The organism is Cumulibacter soli, assembly GCF_004382795.1.
Lineage (GTDB): Bacteria > Actinomycetota > Actinomycetes > Mycobacteriales > Antricoccaceae > Cumulibacter > Cumulibacter soli.
On record NZ_SMSG01000002.1, the window covers coordinates 265267 to 282302 of the forward strand.

The window sequence follows — 17036 nt, forward strand, 5'->3', positions numbered from 1 at the left end:
CCAGACGACGGATTTGAGCTAGTCCCCGTCGGCGGGAGCGTCAGCGACAAGCGCCTCGTCCAGCGCCTTGGCAGCCTCATGCACCTTCGCCTGCGCCTCGCCCATCGCAGCGTAATCTCCCGCCTTCGCGGCCTCGTCGTACGCCGCGATCGCATCCTGCAACTCGGTGTTCGCCGCGATCACCGCCGGGGACGACGACCCTCCCGCGGAACCACCGCCCGGCGGCGGAGTTGAGCCCGCGTTCGTATCCCCATTGTCGGAGCCGTCACCCGAATCATCAGGGTCGCCAGAGGAGCCGGTATCCCCCGTCCCGCCAGGCATATCTTGCGCGTTGTCACCGGCGCCAGGCCCGAACAGTTGGTCCAGTCCCTCCTGGATCGTCTTGACGATCGCGACTTCCTGGCCGTACTGCATCAGGATGTTCTGCATCGTCGGGTACGCGGCATTCGACGAGCCCTGTACGTACATCGGCTCGACGTACAGCAATCCACCGGCCAGCGGCACGGTCAGCAGGTTGCCCCAGATGATGTGCGATCCGTCGCTGCCCAGGTTACGAATCGAGGTCTTCACCGTCTCGTCCGACTTGAACTGCGACTGCACCTGCCCCGGCCCGAAGACGTTCGAGGACGGCGGCATCGTCAAGACGGTGATCTCGCCGTACGAACCGGGATCGCTGGCAGCAGAGACGTACGCCGTGAGGTTGTCCTTGTTCTGCGCGGTCAACGCAGAGGTCAACTTGAACGTCGACTTCTTCTCACCCGGAAGTTGCGAACGAACGTAGTACGCAGGCTGGTCTCCCTGAGCCCCGTTCGGATCACTGGCGACCTTCCAGAAGCCGTCTTCGCTGTAGAACTGGCCGGCGTCAGTGACGTGGTACTGGGTGATCAGCTGACGCTGAATCTTGAAGATGTCTTCCGGGTACCGGAAGTGCGCGGACAACTCCTCGGGGATGTCGGACTTCGGCGTGATCACTCCCGGGTAGACCTTTTCCCAGGTCTGCAAGACCGGATCTTCCTCGTCCCACTCGTACACCGTGACCGTGCCGTCGTACGCGTCCACCGTCGCCTTGACCGAATTACGGACGTAGTTGACTGTCTCGTCCGGCAATGCCGCGGTGCCGGTGCCGGTCTGGGCATCGGTGGTGGTCTCTTGCAGACTCATCTGCGCGGAATACGGGTACTTGTCACTGGTCGTGTAGCCGTCGACGATCCACTTGATCCGGCCGTCGATCACGGCGGGGTACGGGTCGCCGTCCGCGGTGATGAACGGCGCGACGGCCTCGACGCGCTCGCGCGGAGTGCGGTTGTAGATGACCTTCGAGTTGCTGCCGATGCTGTCGTTGAGCACGAAGTTCGTCTCGGCATAGTTAATCGCGAAGACCATTTTCGAGAAGATGTTGTTGACCGGTACGCCGCCTTCGCCGTCGTAGGTCGTCTTCACCTCGGAGTCACCGTCTTCGCCCACCGGACGATCGAATTCTCGATCCGGACCGCCGTCGTTACCGACGATCGCGTACTCGTTATTCAGTTCGCCGTAATAGATCCGAGGTTGGTCGACCTCGATCAGGCCGCCTTCGAACTCGGAATTCACGAAGTTCGGCAGGCCCGAGGCGTCCATCTCGTTCGCCGGTGCGGCCACCAGCCCGTACCCGTGCGTGTAGACGGTGTGCTGGTTGATCCAGTTCGACTGACGTTCGGTGAAGTTCGACGGATCGAGTTCGCGCACCGCAACGATGTATTCGGTCGTCTCGCCGTCGATGGTGTAGCGGTCGATATCGAGCTTGTCCGGGAACGAGTAGATATTACGGACCTGCTGTTGCTGCTGGACGACGTCCGAGATCACGTTCGGATCGAGCAGTCGCAGGTGCGGGATCGTCCCGGTGTCGGCCCGGATCGCGGCGGGTTCCGCGGTCGCTTCAGCCGGATAGTCCTCGTACTTGACGTCTTCGAGGCCGTACGCCGCCAATGTCGCGTCCATGGCGCGTTCGATATATTGCGCCTCCTCGACGTCGGCGTTCGGCTCGACCACGAACCGGTTGTAAATCGCCGGGTATGCCGCCCCGATAGCGAGGCTGGCTACCACCATCAGGGCCAGCGACATCGCCGGGATCGCGAAGTTCTTCATGATCAACGTCGCGAAGAAGGCAATCGCACAGATGATGGCCACGATCGCCAGGATCGTCTTGGCCGGCAGCATCGCGTTCACATCGGCCGCAGACGCACCGTCGAAGTTCTTACCCCTGGTGGAGAACAACAGGTCATATCGGTCAAACCAGTAGCCGACGGCTTTCATCAGCACGAACACGCCCAGCAGCACGGCGAGGTGTCCTAGCGCGCCCGTGGCGAATCGCTGCCCCGGCGTGTTCAGCCGGATCCCACCGTACAAGTAGTGCACGACGGCGGCGAGTACGAGCGATACGGCGATCACTACGAACAGGAAGCTCAGCACGAATCGCCAGAACGGTAATTCGAACGTGTAGAAAGACACGTCCATGCCGAACTCAGGGTCGGTGACCCCAAACGGTGTCGAGTTCGCCCACAACAGATAAGACTTGTACTCGGCCTGGCCCGCGTATCCGCCGAACAGGAATGCCGCGAGGGTGATCACGATCAACGAAAGTTTGCTGCGCGGTTCCAGTATGCGACGGTACTGGTCCAAGTTCTGCTGCTCGGCGGTCATCGGCCGGAAGGCCGGTCGTAACCGGTACGCCAGGAAGACATTGAAGCCCACGATCAAGGCAGCGATGACGCCGAAGATGGCGAACAAGATTCCGCGGGTGCGCCAGGTGGTCCAGAACACCGAGGTGTAGCCGGTTTCTTGGAACCACCAGTAGTGCACGAGCAGCTGGGAGATCAGTGACGCCGCTATGACCAATACCACGATCACCACGCCGACAATCAGCAGTATTCGAGCTCGCTTACTGAGCCCTAACGACACTGTCGGCGGTCGAACAGCCACCTCACACGCTCCCGTTCACAGTCCAACCGCCGGTCGACGGTTTGCGCATCGTGAGCACAACGTTCTACACGCGCGCCCGGTTCCCAACGGCCCGATTGAGCCCAGTGCCCACCTACCCTATGAGCAGACCGGGAAGTCCTGCCCTGCGCGGTACGCCTCGATCGCATCGACGGCGTCCTGCAAAGTGCTCACCTTGGCCAACGGCGGCGCGTCGTCCGGTGGATCGTCCAGCGCTTCGGCGCAATTTTCCGCCGGCGTCAGAAATAGTTCGGCTCCGGCCTCGGTCGCGGCGATGATCTTGAACCGGATGCCGCCGATTGGTCCGACCTTGCCGTCGGGGCTGATTTCACCGGTGCCGGCGATGAACTCGCCATCGATCAACGGCTCGTCACCGACGAGATCGATAATCCCGAGCGTGAGCATGAGGCCGGCCGACGGTCCGCCGATGTCATTCTCCGGAAAGTTCACGCTGAATCCGCCGTACCCGCGCTCAGTAACTGTGGCGCCCAGCAGCGATCCGTCGACGCCGGCGTCCTCGGGCGGTTCGGTGGTGACGATGTCGGTGCTCTGTTCCGCACCGTTATGTAAGTAGTCGACGGTGACGGTCGTACCCGGTTCAATCTTCTGCAGTGCGCCCGAAAGTGCGTCTGTGGTGGCCACGGGCGTTCCGTCGATGGCCTGGAGCGCATCGCCGGCGGCGATGTCCGAGTCTTCCGGCGGCGTGACGACGACGACCATCTTCGGGTAACCCAGGTAATCCATCGACGCGACGATCGCGGCACTCTCGCTTTGCACGAAGGCCTGCCGATTCTGTTCGGTGGTCTCCTCGCGGGTTTGCGTCGGCGGGTAGTACACCTCGCGCGGCACGATTGCACTGTCACCGGAGAACCAGCCGCTGATGGCCTGGATGATCGAGATCTCATCAACGATGCCGATCGTGGTCAGGTTCAAGTTGCCGGACGTCTTGTTCGGCGTCTTACCTTCGATCTCGATGATCGGCGTGTCGTTGTACTTCCCCAGCGTGTTGACCGTGGGACCGGGCACCAACGCGATGTAGGGCAACCGAATAAATGCCAGGGCGAGCACTAATACGATGAGGACGGCGACGCCGGTGAGCAGGGTCTGCACGCGTCGGGTCATTCCTCTAGCCTATTCGAGCGCGCAGCGGCCGAGCCAATGAGGAGCGTCGGTCGAGAGAAATCCCCAACCCGGCGACCTCGGTCGCGGCAGCAGCGCACGATAGGACATGCGGGAACGCGCAGGTACCCTCAGTGACCGCGTTGGCGGGAACAACACCGACTGCGTGGAACGTTGACGATAGAGAATGCCCATCTGAGGAGGCAGCACTCATGACGAAGCCGCCGTTCGGTTTCAACGCTTCCGGTGCGGACGATGACCCGTCCGAGGAGAACAACGACCAAACGCCGCAGCCGTCAAACCCGTTTGGTTTCTCGTTTCCGGGGATGCCCGGCGGCCAGATGCCGACGGATCTGAACGCGTTGATGCCGATGATTCAGCAACTACAGAGCATGCTGTCGGGCACCTCTGGCTCAGGGCCGGTGAACTGGGATCTCGCCAAGCAGACCGCCGTGAACGCAGCGCGCCAGAACGAGAAGTCTGCGCGCACCAACCTCGCCGACGTACAGCAGGCGATCCAGATCGCGGATCTGTGGCTGACCGACGCGAGCACCTTCCCTAGCGGCGTACGCAAGACAGACGTGTGGACCCGCAGCGAGTGGGTCTCTCGCACCCTCAGCGTATGGGCGCAATTGTGCGACCCAGTCGCCGCCAAAATGGTGACGGCGATGACCTCGCTGCTGCCTGAGGACGGAGTTCAGTCGATTCCGGGACTGGGCCAGATGCCTGGGCTCGAGTCGATGATGCAGGCGATGGGCGGAATGATGTTCGGCGGGCAGGTCGGGCAGGCGCTGGCACAGCTCTCCGGCGAGGTACTGACTTCGACCGATATCGGCCTCCCCCTCGGCCCGGAGGGCACCGCCGTACTCGTCGCACAGAACGTTGACGAACTCGCCGATGCGCTGGAGCACGATGTCGCTGAGGTGCGGCTGTATTTGGCGCTACGGGAGTCGGCGTATCACCGTCTGTTCGTGCACGTGCCGTGGCTGCGCAAGCGACTGCTGGCCACGATCGAGACGTACGCCGCTGGGATCAGCATCGATAAAGATGCGATCGAACGGTCCCTGTCGGACATCTCCCCCGAGGACCTGCAGAGCAATCCAGAAAAGATTCAAGAGGTCATGTCCAGTGGGGTGTTCGAGCCGCAACAGACCGAGGCCCAAAAGCAGCAGCTCGCGGCGCTGGAGACGTTGCTGGCACTGATCGAGGGCTGGGTCGACCGCGTCGTCGCCGCGGCTGCGGGACAGCGGCTGCCAGGCGCGCAGGTGCTCTCGGAGATGATGCGCCGCCGCCGCGCAACCGGTGGTCCGGCGGAGCAGACATTCGCAACCCTGGTCGGGCTCGAATTGCGGCCACGTCGACTGCGTGACGCGGCTGCGATGTGGGAGCGGATCGAGTCCGAGAAGGGCATCGCGGGGCGCGACGCGCTCTGGGAGCACCCGGATCTGTTGCCGACCTCGGAGGACTTCTCTGCCCCGTCGGCCGATGATGACGAACCCAAGTTGACCGAGGCCGATTTCGACGCGCTACTCGGCTACGACCCAGGCTCGGACGACTCCGATTCCGGGCCGGACGACGCGGGCGCACGCTGAGCGCCAGGCGCACGCTAAGGCAGACAGCGACATCAGACGGGCGACCGAGGCAGATCCGACCCCGGCGAGCGACCGAGGCAGCCGACTGGGACAGGTCGGCTGGCGGCGGGTGCGGCAGACGGTTGAACCAGCCGCCGACCGAAGCAGACGGCTAAGCCGAACCGCCGCAGGCAGCTGACGCAGTGAGCGATGCAGCCGAGCGCGACCGACGTCCGTCGGCTAAGACCGAAGGCTGTTCAGCGTCGGTGGACTAAACCCAGTTTGCCTGTGGACGACGCTGTGGACAAACGGGGGAACACGCCGTAGACCTTGGGGAAACTCCTGTGGGCTACTGCCAAGTAACTGTTATGGCTGCGTGGTTTCTGCGGGTTGAACGGGCCTTTTACTGATCACCGCGCCGCAAGCGACCAGGCTGTGGATAACTGCGCTGGTTCGCACTGGTGTCGTGCACCCGGGCTACGCTCAGCGCCGTGCCTAGAAACGACGTCCACATCGAGCGCCGCACGATCGACGGCACCGTCGTCGAGGTCCGGCGTAGCACGCGTCGCCGCCGAAGCGTGCATGCGTTCCGCGACGGCGAACTGATCGTGCTGCAGGTGCCCGCCGCGTTGAGCGCGCCCGAAGTTGATGCCTGGGCTGCTCGCATGATCGCGCGAGTCGCGGCTAAAGAGACGCAGCGGCGTACGCGTACGCCGCGTAGTGACGACGCGCTGGCCGCGCGTGCCGTGGCTCTCTCGGCGCAGTACCTCGACGGTGCCGCGACACCCGCGAGCATCCGGTGGGTGCGCAATCAGAACTCTCGGTGGGGCTCATGCACCCCGGCGAGCAGAACGATCCGGCTTTCGCATCGCCTGCAAGCGATGCCCGACTGGGTCGTGGACTACGTGATCCTGCACGAGTTGGCGCATCTACTCGAAGCCAGTCACGGCCGGCGGTTCTGGGCGCTGGTCAATCGATATCCGCGATCCGAGCGCGCCCAAGGGTTCCTGGAAGGCGTCGCCAATGCCGCCGGTATTGCCGACGCCTGGCCGCGTACGGATGACATTGCGGAGGGTGGCACTCACTGACCACCGCACCTGCGAGTTGATACCAAAGTCGGATGGTCTGCCCCTGTGGACAACTCGGAGACACCGCCCAGTCCGTGACACGCTCGGGCTCATCCACGCGAGAGTGATGAGAACGATGACGTTGTTTCCCTCCCCGGCCGAAGACGCCGTACCTGCGGCCAACGCTGCCGGGTTGCCAATAATCCCCTGGCTGCCGGCCACTCTCCGCCGCGCGTGGCGCGCGCCGGGCGTACTACAAATCGGCGCGGACGCGTCGCGCGCCGTCGTCCTGCGCAACGTCAGCACGGACGTCGCCGCCTTCCTCGCCGGACTCGACGGCACACGTACCCTGCGTCAGGTCCTCGAGGCCTCCGACGCGCACGGCCTACACGGACCGATCGCCGATCGATACCGCGCCGTGCTGCGCACGCTCACCGAGAAGGGCCTGGTGATCGACCTAGCCGATGAACTCGAGGGTCGAGAACTCGCGCAGCACCCGCTGTTACTCGGCGCGCTCGCACCTGAGGTACACGGGCGTGCCTTGGGCAATCTCCGCGCGAGCCCAGCGGCGACGATGCGCGCACGCGCTATCGCCCGCACCGTAATAGTGGGCGATCGACGCATCGCCCCGGCGATCGCGGCCATCCTCGCCGCGTCCGGCGTACGTCATATCGCCGTAGTGCAGTCCGGTGTGGTGACCCCTAGCGACCTGGTGCCGGGCGGGCCCCGGCCGCAGGACCTGGGACGTCCACGCGCGCACGCTACGCACGACGCACTGGCCCGCGCTGCGGTCGACGTCGAGACGGGCGCGCCGCGCGCCGGCGATCAGCCGGACCTCGTCATTCTCGCCGACGGCGCCGCTTCGAGCGACGCGCGCGTGCGCATGCTGATGCGCACTGGCACACCGTTCCTACCGGTCGGCGTACGTGAGCGTCGCGTAGTCGTCGGCCCGTTCGTGATTCCCGGCGAATCCAGCTGTCTGGCCTGCCAGGACGCGATCCGGCGCGATCTCGATCAACGATGGGCGATGATCGACGCACAGTTGCGCCACACTCCGACGTCACCCGGGGACGGCGGCGAGACCCCGTTGGTGATGATCGGTGCGGGACTCGCTGCCGCGCAGATACTGCAGTGGATCGACAACGAACGCCTACCCGAAACGATCAACGCCACATTGGAACTATCACTGCCCGACCTCGTGCTCGAACGACGCTACTGGCCGCGACATGAGGCATGCTCCTGCCAGTTCGAAGTCCACTAGTGGACAATGGAGGGCGTGTCTGAGCCTCCTGAGCGATCTGCCCGCCGGACGGCCAAGCTTGCCTCACTCCCGCTGAGCGCCGCTGGCCGCGCCGCCACCGGTGTGGGTCGACGACTAGCCGGACGCAGTTCAGAGGAGGTCGCCGCCGCGAACCGAGAACGCGCGGCCGCGCAACTTTTCGAGGTTCTGGGCAACCTCAAAGGCGGCGCAATGAAGCTCGGTCAAGCGCTGTCGGTGTTCGAGGCCGCATTGCCTGACGGCATTGCCGCGCCGTACCGCGAGGCGCTGGTCAAGCTTCAGGAGGAAGCTCCGCCGATGCCGATCAGCACCGTGTACCGCGTGCTCGATGAACAGTTCGGCACGCGCTGGCGCGAGCGCTTCCACCACTTCGACGAACAGCCGGCCGCGGCTGCCAGCATCGGTCAGGTGCATCGCGGTACCTGGCACGACGGCCGAGATGTCGCGGTGAAGATCCAATACCCCGGCGCGGGCCCGGCACTGATGGCGGACCTCAATCAGCTCAGCCGACTGGCGCGGGTGTACGGCATGGTCACGCCCGGACTGGACATCAAGCCGTTGCTTGCCGAAATCCGCAGCCGGGTCGAAGACGAACTGGACTATCGGCTCGAGGCCACCACCCAACGCGCGTTCGCTACCGCCTTTGCCGATGATCCGGACTTCCTCGTCCCGTCCGTCGTAGCCAGCGCGCCGTACGTCGTGATCAGCGAATGGATCGACGGAACGCCGCTACGTAAGGTAATCAGCGACGGGACGAAGACCGAACGAGATCGCAGCGGCCACCTCCTGGCGACGCTCACATTCGCTGGCCCAGCACGCGCCGGCTACCTGCACGCGGACCCACACCCCGGCAACTACCGACTGATGGACGACGGTCGCCTCGGCGTGCTCGACTTCGGGGCGGTCAAGGAGCTACCGGACGGACTACCACCGTTCATCGGCGAAATAATGACCCTGGTACTACAGAACGACCCGATGGCAGCCTTACAGGGGTTACGTGAGCACAACTTCCTACGCGAGGACATCGAGGTCGACCCATACGAACTCATGGACTACGTCGGCTCGGTGCTCGACCCGGTGCGTTACGAACGCTTCCAGTTCACTCGCGAATGGATGCAGACCGAGGCAGCGCGACTGACCAACCCTCGTGGGCCGGCGTTGAAGTTCGGGCGCCAACTCAATCTGCCGAGCGAGTACGTCATGATCCACCGCGTGCTGCTCGGGTCGATCGGAATCTTGTGTCAGTTGGGTACCGAATCGAGTTTCCGCGCGATAGCCACCGAGTGGCTCCCCGGGTTCACCGCCTAACACTTTCCTTATATACAAGAGATCTATAGCGCCGTCGAAACGTTGTTGACTGCACAGAACTCCCGGAGTAGTGAACCTGCCGGCGGCAGGGGAAACGTGACTACACGTCAGTGCGCGCACGTGCTTCCGTTTGCCGGGAACACACGTGCGCGCACGCGAGCGCGAGTTGTCTCATGTCACGCTGCATTTTTACGGGGCCGCCCACGTCCCCGCTTGCGAGCGATCACAGTTCCTTGTTCGAATATCTGACCTCCCCACACACCCCAGGGCTCGCGCCGATCGAGCGCGCTCATCAAGCAATCGGCGAGTACCGGGCATTCCTGGCAGTGGGCTTTTGCGATCTCGAGTTTCGCTGGCGATTCTGCGAACCAAAGATCGGCATCTTCCTGACGGCACGGGAGGTCGTCCCGCGCTCCGAAGTCAGGCGCAAAAAGGTCCGGTTCGGCCGGTAGGTCGGTTTCTGGACGGTTCAGCATTGCGGTCATGTTCTCTATACCTTGTTCGGTCGTTGTCCGTTTTACTGTCCTTCATCAAGCGCACTTGATGTCAAGGATCCGCTGCACGGGATGTCCGGCCAAACAAAAAGGCCGTGAATCCCGAATCTGGGATTCACGGCTCGATGCCTGCGTCAGTGAGGTTCTATGTCACAACAGACGGCACGGCTGCCGGTCCCAGATCAATGCGCCCGCGATCCGCCACAGCGGTCAGCGCGACGGTGCGGTCATTGCCGCCGCCGAGCGCGAGCGCAGCGAATCGAGTACGCACTGCGTACAACGTTGAGTTGATCATGACTGCGCTCCTTTCCGGTCTCGTGAATCGAACGGGTACGAGGGTATGCCTTATGCCCGAGGAGGTGCAACTGAATATTCGAAAGATTCCAAAAACTTATTTCGCAGCACCGGACGAACCTGCCGCGACGACCTCCAGGACGGCCGATCCGTACCGGCCCAACTTCGTCTCGCCGACACCCTTCACCGACAACAAGTTCATCAGGCTCGACGGCTGCCGAGCCGCGATCGCTGCGAGCGTCTCGTCGTCGAACACCACGTACGGCGGGACCTCGTGTGAACGTGACGTCTCCAGCCGCCATGACCGCAACCGCTCGAATAACGTGTTCCCCGAGGTGGCGCACCGCTCGCAGCTGCCGCGCGATGCCTGTTGTGGGGTCAACGCCTGCCCGCACCCCGCGCATCGGGTGACCTTCGCCTTGCGGCGTACGGCCGGCGGGGTGGAGCTAGTTGGCCCGCCACCAAAGACATCGAGGAATCGGCTCTGTTTGCGCGAAGCACGGGCACCGGCATTACGGGCGAGTGCGAAACTCAACTGCAGATGCTCTCGAGCACGAGTGATCCCGACGTACATCAGGCGCCGCTCTTCCTCCACTTGCTCGGGCGTTCGGGCCCGGCTGATCGGCAGCATGCCGTCATGCAGGCCGACCAGGAACACGGCGTCCCACTCCAGACCCTTTGCCGCGTGCAACGAGGCGAGCGTCACGCCCTGAATCGTCGGCGCGTGCGCGGCCGCAGACCGGTGATCGAGCTCGGCGACGAGCGCCTCCATCGTTACGTATGGGTCGGCCGCATGCAGTTCTTCGGCGAGCCCGACGAGGGCATTGATCGACTCCCAGCGTTCACGGGCCGCGCCCTGCCCTAGCGCACCGGACGGGTCCCAGCCGGAGGATGCCAGGACCCGACGGACCAGGTCCGGCAGCGGATCCTCCGATTCATCGGCGGTACGTACCGCCGCCCGCAGGAACACTATCGCCTCGCGAATCTCTGCCCGCTCGAAGAACTTCTCCGCACCCCGCACCACGTACGGCACGTCGGCATCGGCGAGCGCGCTTTCATATACCTCGGATTGGGCGTTGATCCGGAACAGTACGGCGATCTCTGCGGGCGCCGTGCCGTTCTCGATCAGCTCGGCGCATCGGCGCGCTATGGCCGCCGCCTCAGACTGTTCATCGTCGAAGGTGCGCAGCGTCGGTGAGGGCCCGTCCTGACGCTGACCGACCAGGCGCAGCCGGGCTTTCGCCAATCGCCCTGCGCTACCGGAAATGACTCGATTGGCCAGCGCCACCACTTGCGGCGTCGAACGGTAGTCACGCTCCAACTGCACCACGGTGGCACCTTTGTGCCGGTCAGCGAAATCAAGTAGATAGTCCGGGCGGGCGCCGGTGAACGTATAGATGGTTTGGCTCGCGTCGCCGACCACGCATAGGTCGTCACGCTCCCCCAACCACGCGGAGAGTAAGCGCTGCTGCAGCGGGTTGACGTCCTGGTACTCATCGACCACGAACCCGCGATACTGGCCCCGGACCTCGCGGGCGACATCCGGCACGGATTCGATCATGTAGGCCATCGACATCAAGATGTCTTCGAAGTCGATGACTTCGGCACGCTTCTTGACTGACTCGTAGCGCGCGATCACCTTCGCCACCTGTTCAGCAGGCAATGGTGTCTCGCGTGCGGAGCGCTGAACCGCTGCCGGGTAGTCCTCCGGCGCGATCAGGCAGGAGCGTGCCCACTCGACCTCGGAGGCTAGATCGCGCACCATGTCATTCGTGGTGGACACCCGTTCGCGCGCGGCGGCCTGACCCACCATTCGGAATTTTGAGGTGACGAGTTCGGGCAAGTGGCCGCCGAAATGCCGCGGCCAGAAGTACGACATCTGCCGCAATGCGGCGGCATGGAAGGTGCGCGCTTGTACGCCCTGCACGCCTAGGGAGCGCAACCGCCCACGCATTTCCCCCGCGGCGCGCGCGGTGAATGTCACGGCAAGCAGCTGCTGCGGCGAGAACTCACCGGTCTGTACGAGGTAGGCGATGCGGTGCGTGATGGTTCGGGTCTTACCGGTGCCTGCGCCAGCGAGGATGCACAGCGGTCCGCGGGGGGCGAGGACAGCTTCGGTTTGTTCGGCATCGAGCCCGGCTACGAGGCGTTGTACGTCGGGGCTCAGGTCTCGGGGTTCAGTCACTGCTCCAGTGTCCCAAAAGGTGCCGACACGAACCGCGCGGCCACACCGGCCGCGCGGTTCGTCCCTCGGACGTGATCAGGCGCTTTCGACGATGCCCTTGATCGCCTTCAGCGTGGCGGGGATCCCGGAGAGCGCCGCTTCGCGACGGATCTCCAACTCTGCTTTCGCGTCATCGCCATAGGTCTTTTCGAAGAAGTCGATCCCGCCCTGCAGAACGGCCCAGGATTCGGTCAACACAGTTCCGTCCCCTTTCGGCGCGAGGGCGTAGGACCAGCGCACGGCGACGCCGCCGACGATCCACGTGAACTCCGCACCGGGCTGCGCAACGGTGACCAGGGACTGTGTTTCCCACTCGCGGTCCCCGCTCTGGTTGCGGCCGTGGAACCAGGCGCCCTCCGCGGGCCCGGTGGCCGGTTCCTTCCACCAGCATTCCCGGCAGATCGGGCTCCACTCGCCGGTACGAGTGACGTCGCTGACGACGTCCCACACCTGCTGTGGGCTGGCATTGATCGTGATCGATTCCGAATGGGTGTAGCGCTCGTCCGGTGGGCTCTGGGTCTGTGCTGTCATCGTTGCTCCTTGTACGGGGCCCGCGCATCGCGGCGATCAGGGGTGAATCATGACACAGCCCACGTATCGAGCCCCATGCGCCGTTCGCGCCCGACACCCTCGCGGCCGCGTTGTGCGTGCCGGATCGGCCACCCAGTGCATGCGGGGTCGACCGCCTAGTGCATGCGGGATCGACCGCTTTGCGAGCGCGGGTCAGCCGCGTTGTGAGCGCGGGTCAGCCGCGTTGTGAGCGCGGATCGGCCGCCTCATGAATGCGGTACTAGGCTGCAGTCCATGAGCGACGCGAAGGCTTTCACCCTGTATTCGACCACCTGGTGCCCGTTCTGCAAGCGGCTCGTCAGCGATCTCGCGAAAACAGACCTCGCCTACGACAACATCGACGTCGACGAGGACGTCGCGGCCGGCGAACTCGTCAAGTCGCTGAACGACGGCAATCGCATCGTGCCCACGCTGGTCTTCGAAGACGGTTCATCATTGACGAACCCGTCCATCAACGAGGTACTCGCGAAACTTGGCCGCGAACCGCTGTACACCTAAGGGGTTTTCCATGGCGGACTGCCGCCCGTCGCGGCAGTCCATCGGTCTCTACGACTGCGGGGCGCCGAGGTCGCCGTCCACCCACGCTTTGATGAGGTGGTGCGCGATTGAGATCGAGCCGGGCATGCTACGCGCTCCCGGTCGCCGCGCGCCCTCGTCGTCCCACCCGTACATCGAGCGCACTTCCTCACGGGTGAACCAGGATGCCTCGGCGATCTCGCCGTCCATCAACTGCAGCGGTTGCGTACTGTCGGCCAGCGCGCTGAAGCCCAACATCACCGAACATGGGAATGGCCAGGGCTGGCTGCCGGCGTACTCGACGTCTGTCGCATCGATACCGACCTCCTCCTTAACCTCGCGGGAGACCGCGGCCTCCAGCGTTTCGCCTGGCTCGACGAACCCGGCGAGCACCGAAAATCGGCCCTCGGGCCACGCGGCCTGCCGACCCAGCACGATCTTGTCGGCGCCATCGTGCACCAGCATGATGACCGCGGGATCGGTTCGGGGAAAGTGCAGCGAGCCATCGTTCTCGCACTCGGTCGACCAGCCGCCATCGCGCCATCGCGTCGGGCCACCGCACTGCGGACATTGCGTGTGCCGGGCGTGCCACTGCGCGATCGCGACGGCCTCGACGTACAGCCCGCGGTCGGCGACGCTCAAATCGCCGCCAATCGCGCGCAGATCCATCCACATGTCGGCCTTCAGATCGCGCCGCCCCATCACCATGAAGTGCGGCCGGTCCTCGTAGCTGCCGAGGTACACCGGCTGCGGGTCGCCCTTCACATCCGCGGCTGATCGCCACGCGAGCCTCGGCGTCCCCGAGCTCTCGTCGATCGGCGCCTCGAACCGTTCGGTGAGCACCAGAATCTGGCCGCGCTGATAGGCCTCGCGCAACCATGCGTCGTCCTTACGGTGCTCCGCATCACGCTCGTGCGCGAACTCGCCGAACAGTGGGTTGACCCGTCTCATCGCTGCTCCTCTACTCGCCGTTACTGGGATCCGCAGACGCCCGTTCCAGACGTCCCAATGTGCCCATTTCTGAGTCGATCCGCGCCGCGTCACCGACCACCACGATGCGCGCTGCGGCGGGCGTGATCCCGGCCGCTGCTACCCGGCGTACGTCGGCGGCGCTGACCTTCGCCAGCGCTCGCTGGTGCTCCTGGAGCCAGTCGAGCCCTAGCCCGCCGATCTCCAGATTCGCGGTCTGTCCGGCCAGACCGGCCTGACTGGACATGCTGATCAGCTGTGACCCGATCAGATACTGCCGCGCGTTCTCGACCTCATCGTCGGTGGGTGTGGTGTTCGCCAGTCGGCCGAGTTCGTAATTGATCTCGTTGATCGCGGCGGCTGTGACTTCGGTAGAGACATCCGCGCTGATGGTCAGCACCGACGCTTCGCGTCCTAGGTCGACGGCGGATCGCGGCGTGTAGGTGTAGCCCTTGTCCTCGCGAAGGTTCGCTACCAGCCGCGAGGAGAAGTAGCCACCGAACAGCATGTTCGCTACACGTTGCGCCGGGTAGTCGGTGTGCTCACGAGAGAGGGCAGGCATCCCGAAACGGATTGACGACTGCACTGAGCCCGGGCGATCGACTACCGAGATCGTCGACGAATCAGCGAACCGCACCGCGGGCACACGCGCGCGTCGCGGCGTACCGGTCCACTGCGCAAACGACGCCTCGACGAGATCCAGTGCCCGTCGCGGCTGCAAATCGCCGACGAGAACGAGCACCGCGCCGTCGGGACGCACGAGCGCGCGGTGCAGTGAACGCACCTGCGCGGCGCTCACCGCAGTCAACTCATCGGGTTCGGGCATCACGCGCGCATACGGGTGATCACCGAACAGTTTTGCCGCGATCGCCTGTGCTGCAGTAACTCCGGCGTTCGACTTGGCCATCACCAGATGCTCGGCCAGCCGGCCGCGTTCGTCCTCGACCGCGCGTTTCGGGAACGTCGCCGCGCTCAGCACGTGTGCCAGCAGTCCGAGGTACTCGCTCAGATGCTCCGCCATCGTGCTGCCGCCGACCATCAACTTGTCGCGGTCGGCCCCGGTGTTGATCTGTGCGCCGATACCGCCGATTGCCTGATCGAGCTCGCGGTCGTCGTACTGCTCGGTGCCCTTCAGCAGGGTCTCGGACCACAACCCGGTGCGCCCCAAGGCGGACGGCGACACGGTCGGAGCCTCGATCCGTAGCCGGACTTCCACCATCGGCGCTGACGGGCGTCGGATCGCGATCACGCGCAACCCGTTGCTCAGAGTGCGGCGATACAACCGCGGTTTCACTGCGGCGTTGGGCGCGGCCAGTCCTGGTATCTCTCGGCTAGTCATGCGTTGTCCTTATCGCGCGCCGGGTTCAACGACACGATCGCGCGGGATTCGGGTGTCAGTCGGCGCGCAGCGCGGGCGACGTCCGCGGCGCTCACCGCGGCGATCATCTCCGGCAACTCGTTGAGCAGCTCTGCCTTGCCGTACAACAACTCCAGGGTTCCCATACGCAGTGCTCGCTCAATCGTCGAGTCGTACTCGCGCAGGAGTTGCGCAATCATCCTCGTCGTCACCCGATGCAACTCGTCCTCACTCGGGCCGTGCTCGGCCAACTCCGCGAGAATCTCGTCGACCACGCGGACAGCTTCGACGCGCTGCTGCTCATCGGCATGGTGCATCTGGATCGTGAACGTGCTGGCCCCACGTTGGTCGAACGGATCGCCGAACGTCCCGCAGTACGCGTACGCGCTGAGGGCGAGCCCGCGTTGCAGCACGAGTTCGTGGTGCAGCCGTGAGGCGTCGCCGTCGTACAACACGTCGGCGAGTACGACGGTGCCCAGGTATCGACGCAGTCCACGGATCGGATCAGGGCTCTGCCAGCCGATCGCCGTCGCGGGCATCGGCGCGTGCGGATCAACCACGCTGCCGCTAGCGGCGCTGGTGCGCACCGGCTCGGAAAAGTCCGGACGCTGCGGTACGTCCCGGGCGGGGATATCGGCGAAGTGCTTGCGCACCAGCGCTCGCGCGTGCGCGAGGTCGAACTCGCCGGCGATCGTCAGCACCGCGTTACCTGGCGCGTAGTACGTCGCGAAGAACTCGCGGGCGACGGCGACATCCGAGGCTTGTAGGTCGACGAAATCGCCATACCCGTTGTGGGTGTTGGCGAAGGTCTCGAACAGCACCGGCGGCAGCGCGAGCCAAGGGAACCCGCCGTACGGGCGGTTCAGCACGTTGACCCTGATTTCTTCCTGGACGACGTCGATCTGGTTCTGCATGTTCTGCGCGGTCAGCAGCGGCGCGCGCATGCGATCGGCTTCCAGGAACAACGTGCGCTCAAGCGCATGCGGCGGAACGACCTGGTGATACTCGGTGTAGTCCGGGTGCGTCGATCCGTTGAACGAACCGCCAACCCCCTGCACGAGTTGCGCGTGGTCACCGGTCGGCACATTCTGCGATCCCTCAAACATGAGGTGCTCGAACAAATGCGCGAATCCGGTGCGCCCCTCGGGTTCTGATCGCATGCCCACGTCGTAGTGCACGGCGATGCCCACCGCCGCCGCGCCTTCCGTGGGCGAGAGTACGACGCGCAGCCCGTTGGGCAGACGCGATCGATGGACGGCATAGTTCGGGGATCTCACCTGGCCGAGGGTACC

The 17036-nt window shown here is 64.5% G+C and carries 14 protein-coding genes; 5 read left to right on the plus strand and 9 right to left on the minus strand.

Annotated elements, in window-relative coordinates; all coding sequences use genetic code 11:
- Positions 1-18: 18 nt before the first annotated feature.
- Positions 19-2958, minus strand: coding sequence for a UPF0182 family membrane protein (locus E1H16_RS05045; RefSeq protein ID WP_134322607.1), 2940 nt, complete (start codon positions 2956-2958; stop codon positions 19-21).
- Positions 2959-3075: 117 nt separating this feature from the next.
- Positions 3076-4098 carry a YlbL family protein gene (locus E1H16_RS05050; RefSeq protein ID WP_134322608.1) on the minus strand — a complete coding sequence of 341 codons (1023 nt, stop codon included), beginning with the start codon at positions 4096-4098 and terminating at the stop codon, positions 3076-3078.
- 209 nt (positions 4099-4307) lie between these two features.
- Between E1H16_RS05050 and E1H16_RS05055 the strand changes: the two genes are divergently transcribed.
- From E1H16_RS05055 to E1H16_RS05070, 4 genes are all read left to right on the plus strand, one after another.
- Positions 4308-5687 (plus strand): zinc-dependent metalloprotease, encoded by a 1380-nt coding sequence (locus tag E1H16_RS05055; RefSeq protein ID WP_134322609.1) that lies wholly within the window; start codon positions 4308-4310, stop codon positions 5685-5687.
- Between the two features lie 470 nt (positions 5688-6157).
- The gene (locus E1H16_RS05060) at positions 6158-6754 is read left to right on the plus strand and encodes a M48 metallopeptidase family protein (RefSeq protein WP_208378861.1); all 597 of its coding nucleotides are present in this window, start codon (positions 6158-6160) and stop codon (positions 6752-6754) included.
- A 115-nt stretch (positions 6755-6869) separates the two neighbouring features.
- A complete protein-coding gene (locus tag E1H16_RS05065) occupies positions 6870-7994 on the plus strand; it encodes a ThiF family adenylyltransferase (RefSeq protein WP_134322610.1) in 1125 nt (374 codons plus the stop codon).
- Between the two features lie 6 nt (positions 7995-8000).
- Positions 8001-9320, plus strand: coding sequence for an ABC1 kinase family protein (locus E1H16_RS05070; RefSeq protein WP_134322611.1), 1320 nt, complete (start codon positions 8001-8003; stop codon positions 9318-9320).
- Positions 9321-9496: 176 nt separating this feature from the next.
- Here the strand turns inward: E1H16_RS05070 and E1H16_RS05075 are convergent, their stop codons facing one another.
- From E1H16_RS05075 to E1H16_RS05085, 4 genes are all read right to left on the minus strand, one after another.
- Positions 9497-9805, minus strand: coding sequence for a WhiB family transcriptional regulator (locus E1H16_RS05075; protein ID WP_424948522.1), 309 nt, complete (start codon positions 9803-9805; stop codon positions 9497-9499).
- 154 nt (positions 9806-9959) lie between these two features.
- On the minus strand, positions 9960-10109 hold the full coding sequence (locus E1H16_RS18345; RefSeq protein ID WP_166741626.1) for a hypothetical protein: 150 nt from the start codon (positions 10107-10109) through the stop codon (positions 9960-9962).
- Positions 10110-10205: 96 nt separating this feature from the next.
- Positions 10206-12293: an ATP-dependent DNA helicase UvrD2 gene (locus E1H16_RS05080; RefSeq protein ID WP_243837674.1), complete on the minus strand. Its 2088-nt coding sequence runs from the start codon at positions 12291-12293 to the stop codon at positions 10206-10208.
- A gap of 75 nt (positions 12294-12368) precedes the next feature.
- Positions 12369-12863 (minus strand): SRPBCC family protein, encoded by a 495-nt coding sequence (locus tag E1H16_RS05085; protein ID WP_134322612.1) that lies wholly within the window; start codon positions 12861-12863, stop codon positions 12369-12371.
- Between the two features lie 273 nt (positions 12864-13136).
- Here E1H16_RS05085 and E1H16_RS05090 point away from each other — a divergent pair, with 273 nt between their 5' ends.
- Complete coding sequence (locus E1H16_RS05090) at positions 13137-13400, plus strand: mycoredoxin (protein ID WP_134322613.1); 264 nt, start codon at positions 13137-13139, stop codon at positions 13398-13400.
- A gap of 48 nt (positions 13401-13448) precedes the next feature.
- Here the strand turns inward: E1H16_RS05090 and nudC are convergent, their stop codons facing one another.
- Genes nudC through E1H16_RS05105 form a run of 3 tightly spaced genes read right to left on the minus strand, consistent with a single transcriptional unit; the run spans position 13449 to position 17021 of the window.
- Complete coding sequence (nudC, locus tag E1H16_RS05095; RefSeq protein ID WP_134322614.1) at positions 13449-14369, minus strand: NAD(+) diphosphatase; 921 nt, start codon at positions 14367-14369, stop codon at positions 13449-13451.
- A gap of 10 nt (positions 14370-14379) precedes the next feature.
- Complete coding sequence (locus E1H16_RS05100) at positions 14380-15726, minus strand: M16 family metallopeptidase (protein WP_134322615.1); 1347 nt, start codon at positions 15724-15726, stop codon at positions 14380-14382.
- The gene (locus E1H16_RS05105) at positions 15723-17021 is read right to left on the minus strand and encodes a M16 family metallopeptidase (protein ID WP_134322616.1); all 1299 of its coding nucleotides are present in this window, start codon (positions 17019-17021) and stop codon (positions 15723-15725) included. Before E1H16_RS05105 ends, E1H16_RS05100 begins: the two co-directional genes overlap by 4 nt.
- Positions 17022-17036: the final 15 nt, after the last annotated feature.